This is a genomic window from Rhizobium anhuiense, assembly GCF_003985145.1.
GTDB classification, from domain to species: domain Bacteria; phylum Pseudomonadota; class Alphaproteobacteria; order Rhizobiales; family Rhizobiaceae; genus Rhizobium; species Rhizobium anhuiense.
This window is the reverse complement of record NZ_ML133522.1, coordinates 783,159-807,503: the sequence shown is the minus strand read 5'-3', so window position 1 is coordinate 807,503 and position 24,345 is coordinate 783,159. Positions and strand designations below refer to the sequence as shown.

The window sequence follows — 24,345 nt, the reverse complement described above, 5'->3', positions numbered from 1 at the left end:
GATGGCGCGCGAAGACACCGAAGACGCCATTATCGCCTACAAGTCCATTCTGGCGCAGATCATCGACAACAGGCCATCGGGTACACGCCAGCGCCTGGCGACGGCGCTTGGAAAACATCGAAGCTTCGTCACCCAGATCACCAGCCCGACCTATGCGACGCCGCTGCCGGCGCGCCATCTCGCGACCATCGTTCGCGTCTGCCATTTCAGCGGTGCCGAACAGGAGCGTTTTCTCGAAGCCTATCAGGCCGCCCATCCCGGCAAGCTGCCGGATCTCGGCCATTCCGAGAAATTGCGGCACCTGTCGCTGATGGTGCCAGATTTCGGTGACGACAGGAAAAACCGCCTGCTGGAAGAGGCGATCTCGGATCTGGTGCAGAAAATCGTCGCGATATCGGGTGCGGAATGACGAGTGAGCTGATTGACGTAACGTAATGTCTTTAGCCTTGGGAGAGGCTTGATGAAGAAGTTCATGAACACTGCGAAAACCATGGTCGCCGAAAGCGTCGAAGGCTTCGTGCGCGCCCATGAGGCTTTCGTGGTGTTCGGGGCTGAGCGCAAATGTATTCGCCGCCGCCATCTCACGTCAGGCAAGGTGGCGCTGATTTCAGGCGGCGGCGCCGGCCATGAACCGATGCATATCGGCTTTGTCGGCCAGGGCATGCTGGATGCCGCCTGCGTTGGCCATATCTTCACCTCGCCGACGCCGAGCCAGATCATCGCCGCCATCGAAGAGACGGATACCGGCGCCGGCTGCCTGCTCGTGGTCAAGAATTACGACGGCGACCTGATGAATTTCGAAATGGCGATCGAGATGGCCGGCGACCGCCACAGCCTCGATATGGTCGTCGTCAGCGACGATATCGAAACGTCGAGAACAGGCGAGGGCCGCGGCCGGCGTGGCGTCGCCGGTACGCTGATCGTCGAAAAGATCCTGGGTGCTGCGGCCGAACGCGGCATGTCGCTTGCCGCATTGAAGCAGCTTGGCGAGGGACTGAACTCGCGGATCCGCTCGATGGGTGTGGCGCTGAACGGCGTGACGGTGCCGCAGACCGAACGCAGCACGTTTTCGCTCGGATCCGGCGAAATGGAAATGGGCGTCGGCATCCATGGCGAACCCGGCCATGCCAGGCAGTCCTTCGCCGCCGCCGACGCCATCATCGGCCATCTCTGCGAGACCATCGCCGACGATATCACGGTCGCGCCGGGCACCCGAGCCCTGCTCTTCGTCAACGGCCTCGGCGGCACGCCGCCGGCCGAACTCTACCTCGCCTATAACAGTGCTCGCCGTTTCATCGAGGAGAAATCCATGCCGATCGAGCGCTCGCTTGTTGGAACCTATGTCACCTCGCTCGACATGCAGGGACTGTCCGTCACCCTCGCCTTGCTGACCGACGAGGAACTCTCGCTCTGGGACGCGCCGGTGGCAACGGCGGCGCTGCATTGGCCGTAACCGCATCCTGCCGTGCGTCTCTCCAGGAGATGACTTTATTCTTAAATCGATGCCGAATTGCGGTTTACGGCACTCCGAAGAATTGACCGACCCTGTCGCGGAGAGCGGCCTCTTGCTCAGCGCTGCCAGGATAGTCGAAATGCCCCGCATCCAGGATGAAGATCTCATTTGGTTTCGGTATCGCATTGGCGACAGCGAACTGGCAGGGCGGTGCCACCGCGGGATCGAAAAGGGCGACGGCCGTCAGCATCGGCACGTTGATCCGTCTGGCGGCGGTCGCCGCATCGTAGAAGCGCAGCGTCTCGAGCGCATTTCCGTGTTCTGCCTGATATTCCTGCACCGATTGGGCGCTGCCGACAGTTGGAAGCTTCAGCCGTAGTGGCTGGTGCCCGAAGCTCGGCAGTGCCAGATGGCCGCGATCGATGCGCTCATCATAGGCGATCGCCATCGCTCCGACACCGCCGCCGAAGCTGATGCCGCTATAGCCGATATGGCCACAGAGCCAAGGATAGAACGCCGTAAGCGTCGAGACCGCAAGCCAGATATCCTCGACACAGCCGCCGATAATATAGGAGTCCGGCTTGTCGATATCGTGCAGCACATGCCAGGACGGATTCTGGGAGATTGGCGGATGGGCGCTGAGCGACAGCCCGCGGCAACAGGGAAAGAGGATCGCCGTTTCCTTGATCGGCAGCTCGAAATCAGGACGATCCCGCCCGCCGTAACCATGGCCGACGACCAGACCGCGCCGGACCTCCCCTTCACGCGGCAGGATGAGCCAGCCGCCGATCCGGAATGCGTCTGTGGAGAGATAGACGAGATCGAGCACATGCCAGTCGGGATGGGTGATCCGACTGCGCGAAAGCACCGGCTGCGGATCGACCGCCAGCGCCTTGTGATACCGCGCCTCCCAGAAATCGTCGAAACCCTCGGGCGGCTCCGGCGGCTTAACCGCGAGAAGCTCTTCGAGCCGCATGCCGTAGGTGGGATCGAAATCAAAGGGGTGTGTCTTCGGAATGCTCATCCGGGCTTTGTCCCGTGAAACAGCGGGCTGCGCAAGCCTGGGATCCACGCCCGCCTCCACCAGCCGCGGGCTTGGCTCAGTCCGCATTCTGCCCCGCCGCCTCGAGGATCAGCCGGGTGATCTCGTCGGGATGGGAGATCAGTGAAAGGTGGCTGGCCTTCAGCTCGATCGTCTTCGCGCCCATGCGCTTGGCCATGAAGCGTTCGAGATCGGGATTGATCGTCCGGTCCTCGGTCGAGACGGCATACCAGCTCGGCTTCGAATGCCAGGCGGCCTGCGTCGTCTTGCCGGTCAGCAGCTCTTTCTGGAACGGCTGCTGCACGGCATAGAGCACTTTCGCCTTCGCCTCCGGCAGGTCGCCGGCAAAATCGCGCAGGAAGGCTTCCTCGCTGAGCCGGCCCTCATCGCCGTCGAAGACGATGCCGGCCGAAGCCGGTGGAGTCGGGAAGGTCTTGGCGAGAGCGGTATAATCCTCGCCCGCATCCGGCGCCCGGGCTGCGACATAAACGAGCGCCGAAACATCAGGGTGCACGCCGGCCTCGGTCACGAGCATGCCGGAAAACGAATGCCCGACCAGAACTGTCGGGCCGTCCTGCCGGTCGAGCACTCGCTTCACGGCAGCGACGGCCTCGGGCAGCGTCGTCAGCGGGTTCTGCACAGCGGTGGCATTGAGCCCGGCCGCCTGCAGGCGCGCGATCACCTCGGTCCAGCACGAGCCGTCGGCAAACAGCCCGTGCGCCAGCACGACGTTGCGCGCCTTCACCGGAGCGGATGTCGCGGCCATGCCGCGGGTGGCGAGCAGAGAAGCGGCGGCGCCGGCAACAAGGGCGGCCGAGAAAGTCCGTCTGTTCATCATCATGATCTGGTTCCTTGTGGGTCAAGAAATTGAAAGATCGAAAGCATGTCGGCTCAAGCCTGAAGAACCGAAGCCCAGTCGAAATCGGCTGATCTACAATGCGATGTCGGGATGATTCGCCCTGCCCGGCGCAAGGCGTCAACCTTCGCCCCGTTGCGCTCCCGCATATTCAAACTCGGCATTTGAAGCGGCTTCATCTATGCAGAAACCTGCTTGCTGGAGACTTATGTATTCCCATCCGGTCCATGAAGCCATCCATCCCACCGCACACAATGGCGTCCTTGCCGGCAGGCGTCGCCATGCGCAACCGCATGCCCCTTCCGGCGCACACACTGCGCCAGGGCGAACGGCTGCGCCGATCTCAGGACAAACATGAGGCTATCATGCAGGCGATCGCCGACGGCGAGATGGCATCACGGCGCATGCGCGCCCACATGCTGAACGCCGCCACCTCGCTCAGCCGGTTTATCGAGGCGGGCAAGCTGGTATGAGCTTGACGTCCTACGGCACGAGGCAACGGTATTTATAGGCCATCAAGGTCGTCATCGGCTCGTCGCCGGTGGCCTCGCGTATGCCGGGGTTCTCATCCAGGAATGTACACAACGTATTGCCGATCGCCTCAGCTGTGGTTCCAACCGGGACGCACAGGTTTACGCCGACGGAATTGGCAAAATAAGCCGAGTTCACCATCGCCTTCGGTGCAGGAACGGCTTCGGTGAAGATACGGCGGGCCAGATACTCGTCCCGGCTCCACTTGTCCAACCAACCCGCGACATATCCGACGACAAACTGCCGTGAGCCGCCGCAATCAGAATAAAGGAGATCACCGCTGGCAAATCCGGCGGGAATCTTTGCTGAAACCGTTGCCAAAAGGGTGGCGATAAGAATGCCCGACATCGTATCTCCAAAGCTCGCAATAGCGCAGAGCTTCGATCGGGAAAGTGTCGGAAATTAGCTTCAAACGTGTCATCTTTTATGCTGCATTCAAAAGTAGCAACCAGGGCAGATGGCGCTTGGGAGGTTATCGTGGCTGGGCGCCAAATCCCTCCTCCATCGGACGGAACTCCTGCCCGCTGATCGGCCGATCATTGCCCGGCCCGGAACGGCACCGGAAAGTTAAACTTTGGCAATCATCGCCGTTGTCGGCTCCCTTGCGGTTGCACATGCCGCCGTCGTCGGCTACATCATGCCCTCAATGGTCGGGTCACCCGGCCACGTAAGCGTTAACGTCACTCAACGCGTATGATCGAACGGCTTTGCGGCTTCGATCTGCGCGACTGTGTCCTGCGGATCGAGCTCAAGAAAGCTTCTGAGGACACATGGATAACAATCAACTCAAAGATCAGACTTCACCTGCCCCCGGCATCGAACGGGTCCGCCACGACACGCGGCGGCGCACCCTCGCCGTCGACAGCGTCGTCGATGTCACCCCCGGTATGCGTCGCATCACATTGACCGGCGATGATCTTGCCGATTTCATCAGTCTTGCTCCCGACGACCACATCAAGATTTTTGTACCGGCCGCCGATGGCGGCGAAGAACGCCGGGACTACACGCCGCGCCGTTACGACAATACTGAGCGGACACTGACCATCGACTTCGCCTTGCACGAGGCAGGCCCGGTGACCCGATGGGCGATCGACGCACGCGCCGGCGACAGGCTCGAGATCGGTGGACCAAGGGGCTCCGCCGTGGTCTCCAGGACGGTAAAACGATGGCTGCTGATCGGCGACGAAACGGCACTGCCCGCGATCGGCCGCCGGATCGAGGAGAGCGGCGCCGGAACCGTTATCACCGCAGTCGCAGCCGTCACTGACCCGCTGGAAGAACAGGTCTTCGAGACATCAGCCGAACTGCACGTCCGCTGGGCGCATCGGCCTCTCTCGCAGGCAACCGATGCCACTGCCCTGCTGAAGCTCCTGAGCACGGTCGACATCCAGCCGGAGACCTTCATCTGGGTCGCGGCGGAAGCCTCGGTAACACGCGATATCCGCGCCCATCTGCTGGAACGAGGTTGCCCGCTCAGCTGGATCAAGGCATCCGGCTACTGGGTATTCGGCAAGGCCGATACGACCGAGAAATTCGGCTAGGACCAACCCCGCATTCCGGATACCATTTGGTGATGAGTTCTCACTCCCTTCGTTCCGGATTTTATGATCCGGAACGATCCGATGGATGTGAAGAGGTATGAATTGAGCGAAGCCTCGGCAGCCTCTGCCCGAACGCACCGGGTGCCAGCCACCGACTTATTGAAAGAGATCAACCACGCGGCGGGCAGAACCTAATGCAAGCGTCCATCCCAACATGCCGTGACCGGCATTGATGTAAAGACCTTTGATGCGTCGGGAGGCGGCGATAATGGGCTTGGAGGTCGGAGTCATAGGCCGCTCGCCCGACCATCTCATCAGTTCATCCGATCGCTCGAAAAGGTCGGGCAGCACCGCCGACGCGGCCAGCTTGAGCGTGTCGAAACGTCTGGCATCAAAACCGGCCCCGGGACGCTCGATGTCTGCCAGTCCGGCGACACGAAAACGGTCGCCGATGGCAGCAAAGGCAAGCTTTCGCTTGACGTCTGTCAGGCTGATACTGGGTGCAAGGCCAGTTCTTGGAATGGTGAGCGAGTAGCCTCTGACGGGGCGTATGTCCCGGGCCTCAGGCAAATCGGATATGAGGGAACCGATCTGCGGTCCTGCCGCAACGATGGCGGCATCGACGCGAAGCTCGTCGCGGTCCTCGAACCTCAAGCCTGTCAGCACGCCTCCCGTTTGGACGAAGCTCGAGACCCTCCTGCCGAAAAGCGCCGACACCTGCCCGCGCTCGATCATCCAGATGGTGAGCTGGCGGCAAAATCCAGCCGCATCGCCGAGGGCATCACCGGGAGTGTAAACGGCGCCGGCAATCTCTCCCTGATACGCGGCGAGTGCAGGTTCGATGTTTTCCGCCTCCACCCGCGTCAGCAGGCACTGTTCGAAGCCAAGGGCATTCTTGCGCGCCACACTGGAGTCGGCGGCAGCAAAACTTTGCCGATCGGCGTAGAGATGCAGCTTTCCGGCGACACGGTAATCGAATTCGACATCGGTTTCCTTAAGCAGGATGGCGAGTTCGTGACGGGATTGCTCGGCAAGGCGCAGGATGTCCTGCGTATTGGTCCACCAACGCCTGAGCGATGTATTGGCAAGAAATTTCAAACCCCAGCACAGAAAGTCCCGATCGAGTTGCCACTGGATCCGAAAGGCCGGATCGCGGCTCATTGCAATGGCTGGCAGATGCTTCAGCAAGGCTGGCGACGCCATTGCGTCACCGTAGGCCCAGGACAGCTGCGCGGCGTTGCCGGCACTCGCCCCCATGCCCGGCTCGCTTGCCGCATCGATAAGTGTCACATCATGCCCCGCCCGGGCCATCAGATAGGCCGACGATACGCCGATGACGCCGGCGCCGATCACCGCAACGCGCGCCATCTCAAGCCTCATCGCCGACGACGGCTGTCAGCTCGACTTCAACAGGAACCCCGCGCGGCAGGGATGTTACGCCGATCGCGATGCGGGCATGCGCCCATCGATCCGGGAAAAGCGCTCGGAGCAGTTCCGAAGCCCCATCGACGACGGCGCCGTGGCGCTCGAAAGCAGCATCTGCCGCGACATAGCCCGCCAGCCGGACGAAGCCCAGGATGTTGCCGAAGCCGCCAGCAGCCGCCTCCAGCTGCGCAAGCGCATTGAGAAGCGCCCAGCGCGCGCATTCCCGCCCCTCTTCGATGGAGACGTCCGCTCCGAGATGTCCCGTCTGCAGCACGGCGCCATCCTTCAGCGGCACCTGACCGGAAACGGTGATGATATTGTCGGTCCGCACAGCCCCGGAAAACGCGCCTGGCGGCAAGGATGCTTCCGGCAGAGCAAGCTCGAGCTGTGCCAGCCGTTCGCGCACGCGATTGCTTCCAACCGATGAAACATTGCGCGCCTTGCGGGCTGCCGCTTCTGCGCTGCGGCCGACGAAGGCTCTCATAATATTCCTGTCGAGTTCAGTCAGCCGGTATTCTGGGTGCCATTGAATGCCCAGACAAAAGCCGTCCGTTTCTCCTTCGAACGCTTCGATGGTGCCGTCCGGCGCCCGCGCAGCGACACGGAAGCGTCCGTCGCCGGCCAAAGCATGGCGGTGCAGGCTATTGACGCGCGCTGGACCTTTCCCGACCCAATTGGTGAGCACGCTGTCCGGCTCGACCGTGATCTCGTGCGCCAACACATCGGGAATCCCTTGCGGGATGTGGGATATGGCGGCGGCCGGCAGCTCGGTGCGAAATTTGCCTCCAAGGCATTCCCCGATCAGTTGCATGCCGTGGCAGATGCCGAGAAGCGGCTTGCCCGTTTTCAAGGCTTGCTCGACCAGCTGAATTTCGAACTGTCTGCGCGCGCCTGTCACCTCAGTCCCCGGCCGCGCACCGGTAAGGACGATTCCATCCGCAAGAGCCAACGCCGATGCCAGGTTCTCGAAGTTATAAGGCAGGATCAACGGAATTCCCCCCGCCTCGGCTATGGCGTCCGCATAGTTGGCGCGCACCACATACTCCGTCTCGGTCGGAACACCAGGCGCCTCGCTGACATCGGGCGTCATGAGGATCACCGGCCAACGAGGTTCATGCGATTGCGTTGCATGCCGACGGGCGTTGCCAGTGGCAACGGTCGTTTCAATGGTCATGGTCTTGGCCTTGTGATGACGAGTTAGCGGGCGGCCGGAAGGGCTAGCCGGCGCGAGAGGACCGAGAAAGGCCAGGCTATCGCGAAATAGCAGAGGCCGACGGCAATGTAGATCTGCAAGGGCAGGAAATACTCCGTCGCCATCGACCGCCCGGTGAGGACCAGTTCGTTGACGGTAATCAGCGAAGCGAGCGAAGAATCCTTGAGCAGCGAGACGAAGGTGATGATCATCGGCGCCAGAATGACACGCGCGACCTGCGGCAGGATGATCAGGACGAAGCTCTGGGCCGGGGTGAAGCCAGCAGCCAGCGCTGCCTCGCTCTGCCCGGCCGGTATAGCCTTCAGGCCGGCGCGGAAAAGCTCTGCGACCTGGGCCGCGAAACACAATGCCAGGCCCGCAATCGCCGCGCCGAAAGCATCGAAGACGATCCCGATACCCGGCAAACCGAAATAAAGCAGAAACAAAACCGCCAGCAGCGGCACGCCACGCACGATCGTCACATAAAGGGCCGCGAAATACCTCAGCCCTGCAAAACTGGATTTCTGGCAGAGCGACAGCAGCAAACCAAAAACGAATGCCAGGGCAAAGGCACAAACGGAAAGCAAGGCCGTATTCACCATCGCCCGCAACAGCAGAGGCAGCCATTCGACACCATAATCACCATAGGGCGCGAAGAAGACGCTCATCCTTTCAATCTCCCGTAACGTCTTTCGAGGAACCGCGTTGCCTGCATCAGTGGCAAGCTCAGCAACAGGTAGAGTGCCGCCGCCGTCGCGTAGATCATTGTTGTCTGGAAGGACGACGTCACCATGGAACGGGCAAAGAACATGATTTCCGGCGCCGCGATGGCCGAGACGACGGACGTATCCTTGAGAAGCTGCACCGCGTAGTTCCCGAGCGCTGGAAGCGCTATCCGCATGGCCTGCGGCGTCAGGATCTCAAAGATCGTCTGGAGCGGGGTCAACCCTGCGGCAAGCGCCGCCTCCGCCTGCCCGCCCGGCAACGCAGCGAAACCGGCGCGAAAGATTGCGCAGGTAATCGCCGCTCCGATGAGCCCGAGGCCCAGGACGGCCGCCGTGATCGACGTCAATTTCACGCCGATGCTGGCAAGCCCGAAATAGAGGATGAACAGATGCGTCAAGGCCGGCACATTGCAGAGGATCTCGCAGCAGGCATCGATCGCCAGATTGATAAGCTTGATCCCGGCAAATTGCCTGAGCAGGGCGAGAAAAAACCCGAAGGCGGTTGCGAGCGCCAGTGAGGCGATCGTGACGAAAGCGGTTACGCCAAGCCCGGCAACGAGCCCTTCGACGACCGAGAAGAATATGGAAAATCCGGTCATGGCGCGCCTAATGCCGGATCTTGTTGAGAAACGCTTGCGTGCGCGCTTCGCGGGGAGCGGTGATGACCTGGCGTGCCGGCCCGGCTTCGACGATGGTGCCGCCGTCAAGAAACAGGACGCGATCGGCAATGTCGCGCGCAAACGCGATCTCGTGCGTGACGATCAGCATCGTGCGCCCCTCGGCCGCCAGTTCCTCCATTACTTTCAGAACCTCCTGGACCAGTTCGGGATCGAGTGCGGATGTCGGCTCGTCGAACAGCATCAGCTTCGGCTTCTGAGCAAGCGCCCGCGCGATCGCGACACGCTGCTGCTGGCCGCCGGACAGTTCGAGCGGTGAGGCGTCGGCGCGGTGTGTCATATGGACTTTGGCCAACATCTCCAAAGCCAGTTCGCGTGCCTCGGCAGTAGGCAGACCGCGCACCTTGCGCGCCGCGATCGCCACGTTTTCCGTCACCGACAGATGCGGCCAGAGATTGAAGAGCTGGAAGACCATGCCCATCTCGGCGCGCTGCGGTGCTAGTTGCCGATCACTCATGACATGGCCGTTGCGCACACCGATCCGCTCGCCAGCGAGGCGGATCTCGCCGGCACTGGGCTTTTCCAGGAAATTCATGCAGCGCAGACAGGTGGATTTTCCGGAGCCGGATGGACCTATCAGGGCAATCTTCTCACCTGGCGCGACATCGAAATCTATGCCTTTGAGAACTTCGATAGGACCATAGCTCTTGCGCAGGCCTGCAACGCTGAGAAGCGCATTCATCGCCGTTTCCTTATGCGATCATATCTACAGCGCCGCGCGTCTTTTCAGACGCGCCAAGGACGCTGTAGCACTTTGAATTGCTGCATAATTTTCTCCTGAAATCGATTCCGATTTAAGGAATTATGCAGTAGGCGGAGAGGGACGAAAGCCACCAATTGCAGCTTCCGTCCGCACGGCCGTTCAGCCGCCAGCTGCGCAGGAGGGCAGCTTGTAATCTGCAGGGCGATCCACGCCGGCGCGGAAGTTTTGGCCCACAGGCTTGAACCAGACATCCGACGACAATCCGTAGCGGGCGCCGATTTCCTTCATCTCGCAGGTCTTCCACATGTCGGCGATGATGGCGTCCATCTTCTGGCGCAGATCGTCGTTCTTCTGATTGAGGCCATAGACGACCTGGCCGAGACCGGTCAGCAGCGGGAAATCCGGACTGTTATCGGTGAAGGCAAGGAAGTGCATATTCCAATCAGGGTTCTGCTTGATGGCGTAGGAGATCACCGGCGGATCGCCGATGACAGCGTCGATGCGCCCGGCGATAAGATCGCGGACGGCCGCATCGGAAGTGTCGTAGAGCGAGAGCTGGAGATCTTTGATGCTCTTCAATTCCGGAATGAACGAAAAGCCGGTGATCGTGCCGATCTTCTTGCCTTCCAGATCGGAAAGCTTGTCCCAGCTGGTCTTCGTCGATTGCATGATGCCGTTCTTGAAGTAGTGGATCGGTTCGGACAGGGTCATGATCTTCGTACGCTTTTCAGTCCAGCCCATGGTGCCGAGCATGACGTCGACCCGGCCTGACTGAACCGACGCGATCGTACCCGACCATTCCATGAGCGCAGGCTGGATCTTGAGGCCGAGCTTGTCGGCAATGCGTTGCATGATTTCACCGTCATAGCCGACCAGCTTCCCGTCCTGCCAGCCGGAGCCGGGCATGTCGCCGGTAAAGGCAACCGTCAGCTTACCCTGCTCGGCAAGCTCGAAAGCACTGGCGATAGATGAAAGGGACATGAAGCTCCCTGCCAGCAGAGCGCACGTCACCATCCTTCTCGAAAGAGAAAGTGCCATTGTTCTGATCCTTGATTTGTTGGTTCCCCTGTCCGGTGGTTTCCGTTCCCCGGATGTCGCGTTCGACGAGAGCAAACTTGACACCGAAGGTCGCCCTTGAATTTTACAAATCGGACATTTTCTTTGAGAAAAGGACATGACTTCTCTATCATTGCCATGCGCCATGATCACATCCGAGAAACCTTCCGAAGTATCAGCCAACGAGCCGGACTATGTGCGCTGGCTCGACGATCTTTGGGCCGAGCGGCTTCTGGCCGCACGCGACCGAAAGGCCGATCTTTCCATCGGCATTCTCCTCTGGCCGACCTTCCCGATGATGTCGCTGACGGGTATCGTCGAGCCTCTGAGGCATGCGGCGGACTTTGCCGACAATTCCCGTCCATTACATTGTCGCTGGTCGATCATGGGGGCTCCGGGCCATGCAGCGGTGGCCAGCTGCGGCATCCGGGTTCACGCCGACGCGCCCTACATCAACCCGACCGACTTCGACTACGTCGTGGTCATCGGCGGCCTGCTGCCACATCTGCGCGCCGCACCCGGCAAGCATCGCGACTATCTCAGGGTGGCGGCATCGGCGGGTGTGCCGGTAATTGGTGTTTGCACGGGCGCCTTCGTATTGGCTCAGGAGGGACTGCTTACCGGACGCAAGGCGTGCGTCCACCCCTTTCACGCAGAGGATTTCCGGATTGCCTTCCCGCGTCTTGCCTTCTCCACGCGCGATGACTTCCTGATCGAAAACGGCCGCATTACCGTGCCTGGCGGCGTATCGATCCTGTCGCTGATGACGGAGCTGATCCGAACGCATTGCGGACCGGATCGGGCGGCCAAGGCCGTGCACCAGCTTTCGCTCACCGAGCAGAAGCACATGAGCGCCTTCGATCACGGCCGCGCCTCAACATTTCGCCGCACAGAAGATTCGCGCATACAGCGAGCCGTCGTTCTCATCGAGAGTCGGAAAGGCCGCGACGTCTCACCGGAACATGTGGCCTCTCTCGTCGGTCTGTCACCACGCCAATTCGCGCGTCTCTTCCAGGACAATATCGGCATGGCCCCGAAGCGCTTTATCGTCGAGACGAGATTGCGCTATGGCCGTTTTCTGGTCGAAAATAGCACGCTTCCGATGACTGCCATCGCCTTTGAAATCGGATTCTCCGACTCCGCCCATTTCGCGACCGCTTTTCGCAAGAAGTATGGGAAGCCTCCCAGGAGTTTCCGCTGATCTTTGTCGAGTGACCACAAGCGGCAGGATTGAAAACCGACTTCAACACCATTGCGATTTAATCGGACACGATTTATATTGGTCTCATCGTTAGAAAGCCTGGACAGGATGAACCGATGCCGACGTCTAAAGCAGCTAAGGGGCCGGATATGCTTGCGCCCACCTCGCCTCAGGCAGGCGCAGATGGCAGGAAACTTTCGAATTTCCTGTGTTTCGCGGTCTATTCGGCAAATCTCGCCTTCGGCCGCGCCTATAAGCCGATCCTGGATGAGCTTGGCCTGACCTACACCCAATATATCGCCATGGTGGCTCTCTCCGAAGAGGACGACCAAACCGTCGGCGTGTTGGGGGAAAAGATGTTCCTCGAATCCAACACGTTGACGCCCATCCTCAAGAAGCTGGAATCGAATGGTTATATCACCCGTCACCGCGATCCCGCCGACGAACGGCAGGTGCGGGTCAGCCTGACGCCGGCGGGACGCCAACTCGTCGAATCTGATCCCGCCAACGCGCTGCTTGGCGCCACCGGCCTCGGCGACGACTTTCCCGTCGTTCAGAAATCGGTGACGACGCTGCGCGACAACCTGCTGCGATCAATGCAGGGCGAACCGGGGAAATCTTGAATCAGTCGCCTGATTCCGCCTGGGTCTACTGCCGCAGCGGCCGGAACGCAGTCCTGAGCTCGGCAGTGAAAGCCGTCGGCTGCTCCCAGGCGGCGAAGTGGCCGCCCTTTTCCAGCCTGTTGTAGTGGATCAGCTTCGGGTAGGCCCGCTCTGCCCAGCTCCGCGGCGCGGCATAGATCTCGTCGGGAAACACACTCACGGCAACCGGGATCTTGATACCCCTGGGGTCGAAGAATCCTCCTGTGGGATGGTGCGCGTTTTCCCAATAGAGGCGTGCCGAGGAGATTGCGGTATTCGTCAGCCAGTAGAGCGTGACGTTGTCGAGAATATCGTCCTTCGTCAGCCCCTCGGGCTCTCCGTCGAAAACGCGCGCGATCATCCGGTAACTGCGGATGTCGTGGTCGAGCATCCACGCCGCGAGGCCGACCGGCGAGTCGACGATCGCGTAGAGCGTCTGCGGCCGGTTGTTCATCTCGATGGCATAGCCCAGCCCATTCTTGTAGAAATCGTCGAGCTGCCCCCAGGCCTGTCTTTCCTCCGGCTGCAGGTCGGCGGGTGGCGGACCGCCGGCAGCCAGAGCCTTAGCGATGTCAGCCGGAACCGTGGCGGCCATGTTGGTGTGGATGCCGAGCAATCCCGGCGGTTCCTGTATCGCCATCAGTTCGGTGACCGCATTGCCCCAGTCTCCGCCCTGCGCCACGAACTTGGTGTAGCCGAGACGCTGCATCAGCGCCGCCCAGGCGTGCGCGATGCGCGGCGGGTTCCAGCTCCCCGACCCCGTCGGTTTCCCGGAAAAGCCGTAGCCCGGCAAAGACGGGATCACCACATCAAATGCGTCCTCTGCGCTCCCGCCATGCGCTGTCGGATCGGTGAGCGGTTCGATAATCTTCAACTGCTCAATGATGGAGCCAGGCCATCCATGTGTGACGATCAACGGCAACGCATTTTTATGCTGGGAGCGGACATGAATGAAGTGGATATCCAACCCGTCGATCTCGGTGATGAACTGCGGCAAAGCATTGAGCCGCGCCTCCATCTTGCGCCAGTCGTAATTCGTCGCCCAATGGTTCGCGAGTTTCTGGATCGTCGCGAGCCGCACGCCCTGCGTATCGCCCGTGACGGTCTCCTTATCAGGCCAGCGGGTCGCTGCCACGCGCCGGCGCAGATCATCCAGCGCCTCCTCGGGGAAGTTGACGTTGAAGGGGCTAAGCCCGTCGCTGTTCGCCTCAGCACCACGCGTCCCGGCAAGCATGCTCATGGCTCCGGCGGCGGCCGTGGCGGCAAGCAACTCGCGCCGCGTGGGCGTTGATAGAGATGTGGGTGGCATGACGCTTTCCTCTCCGTTGGTCTGTCAGGAAACGGACGAAGATCGACTGACCGACCTCGTTCGCAGCAGCAGGTCATTCGCGTCTGTCCGGGGACTATGCTCCCGGGCAATAGAGGGGTCAACTTGCCCTGTCAGGCTATGTCTCGACTGTCTCGATGAACGACCGGACATTGCAAGAAGCCGTAGCTGCGGGCAGCATGTGCGAGATCGATGAGGCAGAGGAGAATGCATGCCCGACATCGCGATGGGCGTCTTGAGCCGGAACGGAACCGTTCTTCTGGCAAGACGCAGTTCAAAGCGCAAGGTGCACCCGGATCGCTGGAGCCTTCCGGGCGGCCATATCGAAGAGGGCGAAGACGCCGAGACGGCAATGTGCCGGGAATTGATCGAAGAAATAGGCGTGGCGCCGGAGCGCTGGCGGTTTGCAGGACGGTTCGCATCGGAAGGCCCGCCCGAACCATTCACCACATTCTATGTCTATAACGTCGATAAATGGCACGGCCAGCCGCGACTGATCGGTGATGAACATACCGAACTCAGATGGTTCACCGCCGCCGCGATAGAAACAGAAGCCGAATTGGTGTTGCCTCAGCTCACTGAAATGCTGGCGAACCTGGCTAGCCGGGAAACACGCCCGCCCGTTTAGGTTTCTTGGCGGTCACGACGTCTCGCCGGCTGAACCGGTCTTCAGCGAGCATGATGCTGAGCGTCGCCAAGTGCCCCTTGCTCCATCATCTCGGCCGCCCTGGCATAACCGCCGCCCATTCCGTCGAGGAAATGCAGATGTGAATCCGGCCTGTCCGATGGCACGAGACAGGTCATCAGCGCATGCGACTGCCGATGCAGTCCGAAGTTGATCTCGCCGCGCGTCCTCGCGGCAACGAGCATGGCTTCGACCCTGTCGATCTGTTCGGGCGTACAATCCAACGTCAGGCGCAAACCGTCGTCGAACTTGCGGAAATCCGAATTGGCGGCGACCTCAGACCAGCCTTTCGCATCGACCTGTCGCCCACTGTCCTTGGGAATAGCCATATCCCCCGACAGCGGATGAGACCGGCGCCGCGCGGTATCGAAAACCGCAAGCACCCGTTTTGCCAGCGCTGCAAAGGCCTCGGGACTGGTATGGTCATTCGGCTCGACCAGTAGCGACAGGATCTCGCCCTGCCGACTCGGAAACGGGGTCCAGTCACAGCTGAGGCCGGTCAGATCAGGCTTCGTCGCATAGCGTCCCGGCTTGACCAGATACCGGCCGTTCTTGATCTGCTGCTCCGCCCATTTGAGGCCGCCCCCTGCAAACATCGCATAGGTCGCACTTTCCGAAGCCGCGTAGCGCGCAACGCGCACGTCGCGCCCACTGGTACGGATTTCCCGCACGGTGACGAGCCCGATGCGCAGGGTAAGGCCGAGATCGGCTGCGGCAAAGCTCGCCACCTGCCGCAATGCCGATGTCGCGGCCATAATGCCCTGCGGCGGCAGAGCGAAAGCCGCCCCGTCTCCACGAAACACGAAGGGAAAATCGAACGATCCCCAGGCATTGCCGAGCGCCGCGATCACAGATGCGCCCGCGAAGTTCACGTCTTCATAGCGCCCCGAGCGGATCGCCGAGGTCGAGTTGACGACGTCGGTGATGCCGATCAGCCAATCATCGGGCAACGGCTCATAAACATCAGGATCGAGCACGCGTGAAAACTCGTCATAGGCCTTGTGCGGCTGGGCGTCGCTATTGATCATGGCATGTTCTCCAGATCGGCAAGATTTCCGGTGCCTGCTACATCAGGAAGGGGTCTGCCGGCCGATCGGCAGGCCCTTCGCATCAAATCCTCTGACAGTGAGGTCCTCCCTTCCCCGCTCAGAGAAGCGTGGTCTCGACGTCGATATTGCCGTGTGTCGCCTTGGAATAAGGGCAGATGCCATGGGCTGCCTCGATCAATTCCTGCGCAACCTCGCGATCGATGCCGGGCAGGCTGACATTGAGGCGCGCCCTGAGGAAGAAGGAGCCGTTATCGCCGTTCAGATCGATCTCCGCATCGACCTCGGGACCGGCCGGCAGGGTGATCTTCCGCTGTGATGCGGCAAGCTCGATGGCGCCGATATAGCAGGCCGACCAGGCGATTCCGAACAGGTTTTCGGCAGCTGGATGCGGTTGCGGCAGCTTGATGTCGATCGTGCCGTCGCTACTGCGTGCAGAGCCGTTGCGGCCGCCGGAGATGTGGGTCTTGCCGGTAAAGAGAAGCTTCTCGGTCATGATAATATCCTTTCGATTTGGGTTTTGTACGCATCCGATTTAATCGGATGCGCTCTAATACGCCTCACCAAAATCGATGTCAACACCATTCCGATTTAATCGGATACGATTTATTTTGATAGTCAAACTCGCCGTACCCGGACAATCCTCAACAGCGATATGCGAGAGGTCCGACCTGCAAGTCATATCTTGTCGGGCGACCGAGCCCTCTATACGCTCTGCTCACAAGCTCGAGCCGATGCCCCCGTGAAGAGCCAGAGAGATGGGATGTCCTCCATAACAGAAGACAATGCGGGCCAATATGGCGACAGCCGGAAGCTCGCCGCGCGGGCTCGACTGCATAACCAATACACCATCGCCGAGACGGCATGGTTTCCATGGGTTGCGGCGCAGCTGCCGGTGAAGCCGGGCGATCGTATCCTCGACATCGGCTGCGGGCCGGCCTGGTTCTGGGCGGCAACGGCAGGTCTGCTGCCGGAGAATCTTGACCTGACGCTCGCCGACCTTTCGCCTGGCATGGTCGACGAGGCGGTGGCGCGCTGCAGCGCATTGCCATTTGGCTCCGTTCGAGGCCGCCAAGCCGACGCCGCCGCGCTTCCCTTCGAAGACGGCGCCTTCGATGCCGTGGTCGCGATGCATATGCTCTATCACCTGCCCGACCCGGCCGCCGGCATCGCCGACATGTCAAGAGTGCTGAGGCCGGGCGGGTCTCTTACGGTCACAACCAACGGCGCCGGCAATATGGGCGAGATCTACGCGCTGACGACCATCTTCGGCAGCGCGCCATCCGATCCGGCTGCCGAAGCATTCGGATATGACGCTGCCGAGCAATCGATGCGGTCACAGTTTGGAAACGTCTCCATGTCGCAGCATCCGGCAAAGCTGCGGATCACCGAGCCCGACGATGTATTCCTGGCGCTGACCTCCTACCCGCCCGGCGACAGCGCCGGCGAACTCGAGCTCACCAAGCTCCGTCAAGCCATTGCCGATGCGTTCAGGCAATCCGACGGCGTCCTTGAGGTTCGTAAAGAGACCGCGCTGTTCCTGAGCAGGAAGACGGCCTGATCAGGATCGCGGGCTGCTGGCCCTACGACCGCGGCGGCCGGCCGTCATCGAACAGCGTGGCCAGCCACTGGTAGTATCGCGGCTGTTTCTCCCGCAGCTGGCTGCGTGAATAAGGCGGCCGGTCGATGTCGCCGAACAGGTAGACGCTGGCCGTGACCGCGAAAAATTCGTGATCATTGCTCATCATATAGGAATCGCCCGGCCAGACCCGCCGGCCGATATCAAAGAATTGCTTGACATCGGCATTGCCGAATCCGCCCGGAAGCATCCGGTCGTGATAGGCATGCAGAAGTTCATGCAGGATGATCGGCTTGTCGGACGCAAGACTCTTGACGCGCAGGTCGATGCCGGTCTTGCTGCTGTAGTGGCCGGGCCCGGCCTTTGCGGCGGCCGGATTGGCCCAGATCCTGATCGACCGCATAAAGGTGAGGACATCGGGTTTTAGATCGACATGCTCGACAATATCGAGCTGCCGTTTGACGGCCGCGACCATCTCCCGGTCGGGCTCCGCGTCCCTGGCATTGGTGAGATCCACCTGCCATCCGCGATAGGTGAAAACCAGCGGATCGGCGGCCGCCGTTCCCGTTGCCGCGATCATGATGGCGATGGCGGCGCAGAGCCCCAGGATTTTCGAAATCAGTCTCATGGCGCACCCTCAAACCTGCCCCTCGCGGACTGTCGCACAGGCAAACTAGACCAGAGGCACAAGCGCGTCATAACGGTGTTGATGTCCCGCGCACGAAGTCAGGAAAATGCTGGTGTCGCCGGGGCGCTCAGACCTTCTCTTTCTTCTTGATCTTTTCCTTCGGTTCCACCGGCGCATCCGGTGTCGGCGCCAGAAGCTTGCGCAGCGATGCGATCTTGTCCTTGACCAGCGGCCGGAAGCGCGTTGCGCGGTAAGGCATGTCGGCCGCACCGTAACCTTCCGGCCCGTCATCATTGCCGCGATGGATTTCCGCGAGCTTCACCCCGATGAACGTGCCGTCGACATAATGGGTATATTCACCCACCCAGCGGATCGTATAAATCTCGCCCTTGCGGATAAGTTGGTCGATGCTGACATGCTTGAAAGTATCGTTGATGCAGACGACCTTCTGGCCGACATGGAAATCATAGCTCATGGATCAAACTCTCGAAAGGCAATCCGCCTGACCGATCTATAGCGCGCGCCGCGGCGGGGATGAACCATTTTCTGCCAGCCGGGCCGATTGCTACGATATCAATTGCACCCGCGCCGCACGCCTTACGGCGACATACATCAATCGCAATAGGCCTTGCCGCTCTTGCGGGAGCGCAGGTCGAAGTGGAAGTGGTTCCAGTGTTCCGGGTTGCTGCCCGGCCCGAGCACGGTATTGAAATAGCGGCAGCTATCGGTGCGCACCGCCTTCAGCAGCCGACCCTCGCGCAGCGAGAACAAGCCCTTCTTGCGCACGTCGATCTCGTGGCCGTTCTTCAGCACGAACTTGCCGACGTCGATGGCGTTGCCGCGGGCGTGTTCCGACATCGGATTGTATCTCTGCCGGCTGTTGTTCATGCGGCGGCAGGAATAGCCGCCGAGCGGCTGGATCGTCTTGATGCCGGTCCAGTAGCGGAAGCGCGCCGACGGCGCCAGCTCGTTCTTCACCCATTTGGCGAAGGCGAGCGTCACCTGGCAGTTCAACGTCACGGCCGGCTTCACGCCGATATTGCCGGAAAGCCCCTTCAGCGATACCGGATAAGGCACCTGACAGGCCGGCCCGTTCGAGATTGGCGGCTTTTCATCGAAGAGCACGCCCATGCGCTTCAGCTCGCGCCGGCAGGCAAGCTCAGAGGACGGCATGACGCTGGGATCGACGGGTGCCGCCGGTTCGCTCATCATCGGATTGTTCGGCCGCAGCATCGCGACCTCTTCGCTCTCGTCCTCTTCGGGAACCCGGGTCGGCGCCACGACAGGGCTGCCGTCGCTCCAGGCGGGCGCCCGGCTCATCTGTGCCTCGGCCGCCGGCTGCGGCATTGGCTGCTGCGCGGGCTGGCGCATCGGCTGGTTGAGCTGCGTCGGATTGTCGGTGCCGATGCCGTCGACAACCGGCTCGGTGGCATTGCCTTCGGCGATCTGCTGCTGTTGTTCCTGCGCCAGCCCGACGACCGGCTGGGCCCCGAGCTCATCATCCATGTTGACGCCGCCGGAAGGGATCGCAAGGTTCTGCGTGCCGCCCCAATTGCCGCTCGGCTGGCCCGCCGCCAGCGCCTCGTCGCTGTCGATCATTGGCAGCCGCCGCGACCCCGGTGCGGTCTGCGCCGGTGCGACTCGTGCCGCGTGGCCGGTGCCGGCGAGGTTTGGTGTATCAAGATAATCGACGGAGCCTTGCGTATTGCCGACGACCGCGCTGGAAACCGGATAGGAGGCCTGGCTCTCCACCGGCGCCATGCGCACGGCAGGCGCCATGCGCGCAGCCCCCCGTGCCGGTGAGATCGAGCTGACCCTGGTGCCGCTGTCGACATTGGCCGGCGGCACCAGCCCATCACTGATCGAACAGGTCGTCAGCGCCGCCGAGAGGATAACGGGCAAAAGGGTTCGCCGAGGAAAGGAAACAAACGCCATACTCTTATCGCTTCCGCAGGCTGGCTGGGCAGTGACCGAAAAAACTCACTTCAATTTTAGTTAAAAACGGTGAATGAAAACTTACCGGCACAATCTGAACGCGACGCAATTGAAAAAGGCCGGTTTCCCGGCCTTTAATCTCTCCGCTTCCTCACGCTGCCCGTGTGTATCGGGCCACCGCCGATGGCTCCGCGCGCAGGCGGAAATTCGCGAGCAGCGTCTTCAACTGGGTGCTCTCGTCAGCGAGCGTACGGCTTGCCGCCGTCGTCTCCTCGACCATCGCGGCATTCTGCTGGGTCATCTGGTCCATATGGTTGACGGAACCGTTGATCTCGTTCAGCCCGGTCGACTGCTCGCGCGCCGCCGTCGCGATCGAGGCGACATGATCGTTGACCTGGTTGACCAGCGCCTCGATCTCCAGCAGCGCCTCGCCCGTCGAGCGCACCAGCGCCACACCGCCCTCGACTTCCGTTGCCGACCGGCTGATCAGTTCCTTGATTTCCTTGGCTGCATTGGCGGACCGCTGGGCGAGCTCGCGCACTTCCTGCGCGACGACGGCAAAGCCGCGACCCGCCTCGCCTGCCCGCGCGGCCTCCACACCGGCATTCAATGCCAGAAGGTTCGTCTGGAAGGCGATTTCGTCGATGACTGAGATGATCTGGTTGATACGGCTCGACGATTCCTCGATCCGGCCCATCGCCGTCACTGCATTGCGAACGATATCGCCGGAGCGTCCGGCGCTTGCCTTAGTCTCGGCCACCATCTCGCGCGCCTCGTTCGCGCGCTCGGATGCCGTCTTCACCGTCGCGGTGATCTCGTCGAGCGCTGCCGCCGTCTCTTCGAGCGCGGCTGCCTGCTGTTCGGTACGCTTCGACAGGTTGCCGGTCGCCTCGCTGATGTCGGAGGCGCTGTCGTTGACGACGCGGCTCGATTCGGCGATCGCATGGATGACGCCGTTCAGCGCATCGACGGCGGCGTTGAAATCGCTCCTGAGCTTGGCGTAACCCTCGCCGATGTCGCCGATCGAAACCGTCAGGTCGCCGCCTGCGAGCTTCTCTAGGCCAACGCCGAGCGCCTGCATCGCTTGGGTCTGTCGTTCGGAGGCCGAACGCAGGCTTGCCTCGTTGCCGCGGCGCTCTTCCTCGATCTGCCGCTGCCTTTCGTCTTCCCGGCCGCGCAGTGCGCTACGCTCGTCAACGGAATCACGCAGCACCAGCAGCACCTTGGCCATCTGGCCGATCTCGTCGCGGCGGTCGCTGCCGGCAATCTCCACCGATGCCTCTTCGGCTGCGATCGCGTTCATCGCCGCCTTCAGCCGGGCGATCGGCACTGTCACGCTGCGCACGATGGCATAGGCGATGGCCATCGTGGCGGCAGCCCCGAGCAGGCAGAGCACCGCCGCCCAGATCGCGTTCTGGCGATAAAGCGCGGCAAGGTCATCCGCATAAACACCAGTGCCGACGATCCAGCCCCAGGGCTCGAAACCGGCGACATAGGAATATTTCAGCACCGGCTCTTCGGCGCCCGGCTTCGGCCAGTAATAATCGACGAAGCCCTTGCCGTCCTTCTTCACCTTGTTGACGAATTCAACGAACAAGAACTTGCCCGTGGGATCCTTCATCTGCGAGATATCGGTACCGTCAAGCTGCGGCTTGATCGGGTGCATCACCATGGCGGGACGCATGTCGTTAATCCAGAAATAACCGTCGGCGCCGTAGCGCATCGCGCCGATCACATCCTTGGCCGCCGCCTGCGCCTGTTCGCGGGTCATCGTGCCCGCCTGTTCCATCTTGTAATATTTGTCGAAGATACCGAGCGCCGTCGCCTCCATCTTCTCCAGCCCCGCCTTCCGCTCCGCTTGCAGCTCGGAATAGGAATAGTTCAGAAAGAAGATCATCGCCGCTGCAAGCACGGCAAGCGTGAAGCCGACGAGGCAGTAAAGGCGGGTGGAAATCTTGACGTTGCGCATGAGGTTCCCGGCGATTCTTTAGGTGAGATCGATCGCATTCTGAATTGCCGGAATTACTGGAGCGTAAAACTTAATTAGAAGATGATTAAATAACGTAAGGTCAGGCCGAAACGCCCGAAATCAACCGTTTGAAATCGAATGAGATTTCGATCTGCGAAGGCTGCAACATTTTTCCCGTCGGCTGCCTTCAGCGCCCGGCCGTGCCGTCTTTTACAGCCCACGGCCTTTGCACTAGGGTGATCCGCAGTGAATCGCCGGCCCATGGCCCATACCAGATGGAGAAGACGTGATGACCGATGCCGCCAAGCCGAGAGGGGAACTGACGCTCAGGACGCTTGCCATGCCCGGCGATGCCAATCCGGCCGGCGATATCTTCGGCGGCTGGGTCATGGCGCAGATGGACCTTGCATCCGGCATCCGTGCGGCCGAGCGCGCCAAAGGCCGCGTCGTTACCGCCGCGGTCAAGGAGATGGCCTTCGAACTGCCGGTCAAGATCGGCGACACGCTGTCGGTCTATACCGATATCGAGCGTGTCGGGCGTACCTCGATCACACTGATCGTCGAAGCCTGGGCGCATCGTTCGCGTTACAACCAGCAGGAAAAGGTCACGGCCGGCACCTTCATCATGGTCGCGCTCGACGAAGAGGGCAAACCGAAGCAAGTCCCTGTGGAGTGACAGGCCGGGATCGAAAGCATGGAAATGGTCAGCTCGCCGGAGGTCTTCCTTCACATCAAGGTGGTGATGGGCATGGTCATCAGCCTGTCGCTCGCCAGGGTGCTGACCGGCGTTGCCGGCATCGTCCAGCATCCTGGTAAGGCCAAAGTCTATCCCATCCATCTCGGCTGGGCGCTGTCGATGTTCCTGTTCATCATCCACATCTGGTGGTGGGAATATCGCCTGCAGGCCGTGCCTGCGATCGGCTTCGGCATCTATCTCTTCCTCGTCTGCTTCTGCAGCCTGTTCTTCCTGCTTTGCGCCCTGCTCTTTCCGGCTTCACTCGACGAATATGGCGGCTACGAGGAATATTTTATTTCCCGGCGCAAATGGTTCTTCGGCATTCTCGGCCTCACCTACGCCATCGATATCCTCGACACGGCGATCAAAGGCCAGGAGCGCATCCTCTCGCTCGGCTGGGAATATCCCGCCCGCAACATCATTTACATCATCCTCTGCGCCATCGCCGCCTGGACCCCCAACCGCCGCTTCCACACCGCCTTCATCACCGCCAACCTGCTCTACCAGATCAGCTTCATCTTCCGGCTCTATGATGTGCTGGGGTGAGACGTGGTCCCGCGAAGCGGGAGCAATCGATCCAGTGAATCGATGCAACGTCGAACGCCCTGAGCCCAAGCGAAGGGCCGGGAGAGGCGCAGCCGCAAACTCCATCCCCACAGTCGTCGCAAACATCACTCGCCGGCATCCGTCACCCGCCGCACCCCACCCGCCCATCGCAGCCATCCTGCTGCATAATGCGCAGCACAAGCACACGCCCCCAGGATCGCGACGTGATGCAAAAAGAAGCCCGCGGTCGACTCCTGAAAGTCCCAGAAATCGATCGATGGCCTGGCCAAGAGCCTGTCTCCGATGCCCGTGACCACCATGCTGTGAATGCCGTAAGCCGCAATTGCGCCCGCAACGGCACGAATGGCTGCGGTCCGGATCGCGTTTGGCGACCCGGCCCGCAATAGCCTGCCCGCGACCGCCGTGATCATCGACCAGTGAAGGCCGAGATGGACAGCTGCGAGGATGAACGCCCAGTAGGCAGCAAGGATGTGAATTTCACGCGCCGTCGGTCCACCGCTGACGGGAAGGAAAGCAAACACACTGCGCGACATCAGCAGACTGGTCACCAGCAATGCGGCCATTACCAGGGCAATCGAGATATTCGAGGCGATTGTCACGAGCCCAGGCCTGCCCCGCGCCGCCCTTGGAAGCCTCGCCCACCACCGCCTGTTGAAGACATTGTGCGATAGGAGAAGGACGAACATACCGCTTCCGATCAGTTCATGTGACGTGTTGTCGAGCCACCAATAGGCGAGCGCGACCAGAAGCAGCCCGGCGGCCGTGAAGTCCAACACCAAGCGTATCAGGAATAGCGGGCTCATGACGCGGCGCTCTCGCAGCGGCTTCGA

The 24,345-nt window shown here is 61.2% G+C and carries 27 protein-coding genes and 1 pseudogene; 11 read left to right on the top strand and 17 right to left on the bottom strand.

What is annotated here, in order from left to right; translation table 11 throughout:
* The first annotated feature begins 1 nt into the window (after position 1).
* Together EEQ99_RS10055 and EEQ99_RS10050 are read left to right on the top strand one after the other, a co-directional pair.
* Complete coding sequence (locus tag EEQ99_RS10055) at positions 2-409, top strand: hypothetical protein (RefSeq protein ID WP_028757820.1); 408 nt, start codon at positions 2-4, stop codon at positions 407-409.
* Between the two features lie 51 nt (positions 410-460).
* The gene (locus tag EEQ99_RS10050) at positions 461-1,453 is read left to right on the top strand and encodes a dihydroxyacetone kinase subunit DhaK (RefSeq protein ID WP_097542334.1); all 993 of its coding nucleotides are present in this window, start codon (positions 461-463) and stop codon (positions 1,451-1,453) included.
* A gap of 64 nt (positions 1,454-1,517) precedes the next feature.
* On the opposite strand, the gene EEQ99_RS10045 is transcribed toward EEQ99_RS10050, so the two are convergent.
* Together EEQ99_RS10045 and EEQ99_RS10040 are read right to left on the bottom strand one after the other, a co-directional pair.
* On the bottom strand, positions 1,518-2,477 hold the full coding sequence (locus EEQ99_RS10045; protein WP_097542333.1) for an acetylxylan esterase: 960 nt from the start codon (positions 2,475-2,477) through the stop codon (positions 1,518-1,520).
* A 76-nt stretch (positions 2,478-2,553) separates the two neighbouring features.
* On the bottom strand, positions 2,554-3,336 hold the full coding sequence (locus EEQ99_RS10040; protein ID WP_127430334.1) for an alpha/beta fold hydrolase: 783 nt from the start codon (positions 3,334-3,336) through the stop codon (positions 2,554-2,556).
* Between the two features lie 226 nt (positions 3,337-3,562).
* On the opposite strand from EEQ99_RS10040, the pseudogene EEQ99_RS10035 reads away from it, so the two are divergent.
* Positions 3,563-3,824: pseudogene (locus tag EEQ99_RS10035) on the top strand (FCD domain-containing protein); the annotation flags it as partial.
* A gap of 10 nt (positions 3,825-3,834) precedes the next feature.
* On the opposite strand, the gene EEQ99_RS10030 reads toward EEQ99_RS10035, so the two are convergent.
* Positions 3,835-4,230 carry a hypothetical protein gene (locus EEQ99_RS10030; protein WP_127430333.1) on the bottom strand — a complete coding sequence of 132 codons (396 nt, stop codon included), beginning with the start codon at positions 4,228-4,230 and terminating at the stop codon, positions 3,835-3,837.
* 422 nt (positions 4,231-4,652) lie between these two features.
* Here EEQ99_RS10030 and EEQ99_RS10025 point away from each other — a divergent pair, with 422 nt between their 5' ends.
* A complete protein-coding gene (locus EEQ99_RS10025) occupies positions 4,653-5,423 on the top strand; it encodes a siderophore-interacting protein (RefSeq protein ID WP_097542331.1) in 771 nt (256 codons plus the stop codon).
* Positions 5,424-5,579: 156 nt separating this feature from the next.
* Here the strand turns inward: EEQ99_RS10025 and EEQ99_RS10020 are convergent, their stop codons facing one another.
* The 6 genes from EEQ99_RS10020 to EEQ99_RS09995 form a co-directional block, all read right to left on the bottom strand.
* On the bottom strand, positions 5,580-6,791 hold the full coding sequence (locus EEQ99_RS10020) for an FAD-dependent oxidoreductase (RefSeq protein ID WP_063475112.1): 1,212 nt from the start codon (positions 6,789-6,791) through the stop codon (positions 5,580-5,582).
* A 1-nt stretch (position 6,792) separates the two neighbouring features.
* Entirely contained in the window at positions 6,793-8,022 is a 1,230-nt protein-coding gene (locus tag EEQ99_RS10015; RefSeq protein WP_063475113.1) for an Atu1372/SO_1960 family protein, read from the bottom strand.
* Positions 8,023-8,045: 23 nt separating this feature from the next.
* Complete coding sequence (locus EEQ99_RS10010; protein ID WP_097542330.1) at positions 8,046-8,708, bottom strand: amino acid ABC transporter permease; 663 nt, start codon at positions 8,706-8,708, stop codon at positions 8,046-8,048.
* A complete protein-coding gene (locus EEQ99_RS10005; RefSeq protein ID WP_063475115.1) occupies positions 8,705-9,364 on the bottom strand; it encodes an amino acid ABC transporter permease in 660 nt (219 codons plus the stop codon). Before EEQ99_RS10005 ends, EEQ99_RS10010 begins: the two co-directional genes overlap by 4 nt.
* Positions 9,365-9,371: 7 nt before the next feature.
* Positions 9,372-10,124 carry an amino acid ABC transporter ATP-binding protein gene (locus tag EEQ99_RS10000; protein WP_097542329.1) on the bottom strand — a complete coding sequence of 251 codons (753 nt, stop codon included), beginning with the start codon at positions 10,122-10,124 and terminating at the stop codon, positions 9,372-9,374.
* A gap of 180 nt (positions 10,125-10,304) precedes the next feature.
* Positions 10,305-11,183: an ABC transporter substrate-binding protein gene (locus tag EEQ99_RS09995; RefSeq protein ID WP_028757808.1), complete on the bottom strand. Its 879-nt coding sequence runs from the start codon at positions 11,181-11,183 to the stop codon at positions 10,305-10,307.
* Here EEQ99_RS09995 and EEQ99_RS34535 point away from each other — a divergent pair.
* From EEQ99_RS34535 to EEQ99_RS09985, 3 genes are all read left to right on the top strand, one after another.
* Positions 11,125-11,283 carry a hypothetical protein gene (locus tag EEQ99_RS34535; protein WP_164735909.1) on the top strand — a complete coding sequence of 53 codons (159 nt, stop codon included), beginning with the start codon at positions 11,125-11,127 and terminating at the stop codon, positions 11,281-11,283. The two genes, EEQ99_RS09995 and EEQ99_RS34535, sit on opposite strands and share 59 nt — an antisense overlap.
* Positions 11,284-11,346: 63 nt before the next feature.
* A complete protein-coding gene (locus EEQ99_RS09990; RefSeq protein WP_097542328.1) occupies positions 11,347-12,402 on the top strand; it encodes a GlxA family transcriptional regulator in 1,056 nt (351 codons plus the stop codon).
* A 149-nt stretch (positions 12,403-12,551) separates the two neighbouring features.
* Positions 12,552-13,025, top strand: a complete 474-nt coding sequence (locus tag EEQ99_RS09985; RefSeq protein ID WP_097542327.1) for a MarR family winged helix-turn-helix transcriptional regulator — start codon at positions 12,552-12,554, stop codon at positions 13,023-13,025.
* A gap of 25 nt (positions 13,026-13,050) precedes the next feature.
* Here the strand turns inward: EEQ99_RS09985 and EEQ99_RS09980 are convergent, their stop codons facing one another.
* The gene (locus tag EEQ99_RS09980; RefSeq protein ID WP_127430332.1) at positions 13,051-14,352 is read right to left on the bottom strand and encodes an epoxide hydrolase family protein; all 1,302 of its coding nucleotides are present in this window, start codon (positions 14,350-14,352) and stop codon (positions 13,051-13,053) included.
* A gap of 229 nt (positions 14,353-14,581) precedes the next feature.
* Here EEQ99_RS09980 and EEQ99_RS09975 point away from each other — a divergent pair, with 229 nt between their 5' ends.
* Positions 14,582-14,998: an NUDIX hydrolase gene (locus tag EEQ99_RS09975; protein WP_097542325.1), complete on the top strand. Its 417-nt coding sequence runs from the start codon at positions 14,582-14,584 to the stop codon at positions 14,996-14,998.
* 41 nt (positions 14,999-15,039) lie between these two features.
* On the opposite strand, the gene EEQ99_RS09970 is transcribed toward EEQ99_RS09975, so the two are convergent.
* Both EEQ99_RS09970 and EEQ99_RS09965 read right to left on the bottom strand, forming a co-directional pair.
* Positions 15,040-16,083, bottom strand: a complete 1,044-nt coding sequence (locus EEQ99_RS09970; RefSeq protein WP_097542324.1) for a DUF3095 family protein — start codon at positions 16,081-16,083, stop codon at positions 15,040-15,042.
* Between the two features lie 118 nt (positions 16,084-16,201).
* Positions 16,202-16,597 carry an Ohr family peroxiredoxin gene (locus tag EEQ99_RS09965; protein WP_097542323.1) on the bottom strand — a complete coding sequence of 132 codons (396 nt, stop codon included), beginning with the start codon at positions 16,595-16,597 and terminating at the stop codon, positions 16,202-16,204.
* A gap of 267 nt (positions 16,598-16,864) precedes the next feature.
* On the opposite strand from EEQ99_RS09965, the gene EEQ99_RS09960 reads away from it, so the two are divergent.
* Positions 16,865-17,662 (top strand): class I SAM-dependent methyltransferase, encoded by a 798-nt coding sequence (locus EEQ99_RS09960; protein WP_127430331.1) that lies wholly within the window; start codon positions 16,865-16,867, stop codon positions 17,660-17,662.
* A 22-nt stretch (positions 17,663-17,684) separates the two neighbouring features.
* Here EEQ99_RS09960 and EEQ99_RS09955 read toward each other — a convergent pair whose 3' ends face one another.
* From EEQ99_RS09955 to EEQ99_RS09940, 4 genes are all read right to left on the bottom strand, one after another.
* Positions 17,685-18,308 carry a hypothetical protein gene (locus EEQ99_RS09955; RefSeq protein ID WP_028757223.1) on the bottom strand — a complete coding sequence of 208 codons (624 nt, stop codon included), beginning with the start codon at positions 18,306-18,308 and terminating at the stop codon, positions 17,685-17,687.
* Between the two features lie 127 nt (positions 18,309-18,435).
* Complete coding sequence (locus EEQ99_RS09950; protein ID WP_028757224.1) at positions 18,436-18,783, bottom strand: CAP-Gly domain-containing protein; 348 nt, start codon at positions 18,781-18,783, stop codon at positions 18,436-18,438.
* A gap of 137 nt (positions 18,784-18,920) precedes the next feature.
* The gene (locus EEQ99_RS09945; RefSeq protein ID WP_127430330.1) at positions 18,921-20,243 is read right to left on the bottom strand and encodes an extensin-like domain-containing protein; all 1,323 of its coding nucleotides are present in this window, start codon (positions 20,241-20,243) and stop codon (positions 18,921-18,923) included.
* 151 nt (positions 20,244-20,394) lie between these two features.
* The gene (locus EEQ99_RS09940; RefSeq protein WP_028757799.1) at positions 20,395-22,212 is read right to left on the bottom strand and encodes a methyl-accepting chemotaxis protein; all 1,818 of its coding nucleotides are present in this window, start codon (positions 22,210-22,212) and stop codon (positions 20,395-20,397) included.
* A 289-nt stretch (positions 22,213-22,501) separates the two neighbouring features.
* On the opposite strand from EEQ99_RS09940, the gene EEQ99_RS09935 reads away from it, so the two are divergent.
* The gene (locus tag EEQ99_RS09935; RefSeq protein ID WP_049813453.1) at positions 22,502-22,888 is read left to right on the top strand and encodes an acyl-CoA thioesterase; all 387 of its coding nucleotides are present in this window, start codon (positions 22,502-22,504) and stop codon (positions 22,886-22,888) included.
* Between the two features lie 18 nt (positions 22,889-22,906).
* Complete coding sequence (locus EEQ99_RS09930) at positions 22,907-23,494, top strand: hypothetical protein (RefSeq protein ID WP_127430329.1); 588 nt, start codon at positions 22,907-22,909, stop codon at positions 23,492-23,494.
* A 125-nt stretch (positions 23,495-23,619) separates the two neighbouring features.
* On the opposite strand, the gene EEQ99_RS09925 is transcribed toward EEQ99_RS09930, so the two are convergent.
* A complete protein-coding gene (locus tag EEQ99_RS09925; RefSeq protein WP_127430328.1) occupies positions 23,620-24,318 on the bottom strand; it encodes a DUF4405 domain-containing protein in 699 nt (232 codons plus the stop codon).
* Positions 24,319-24,345 lie beyond the last annotated feature (27 nt).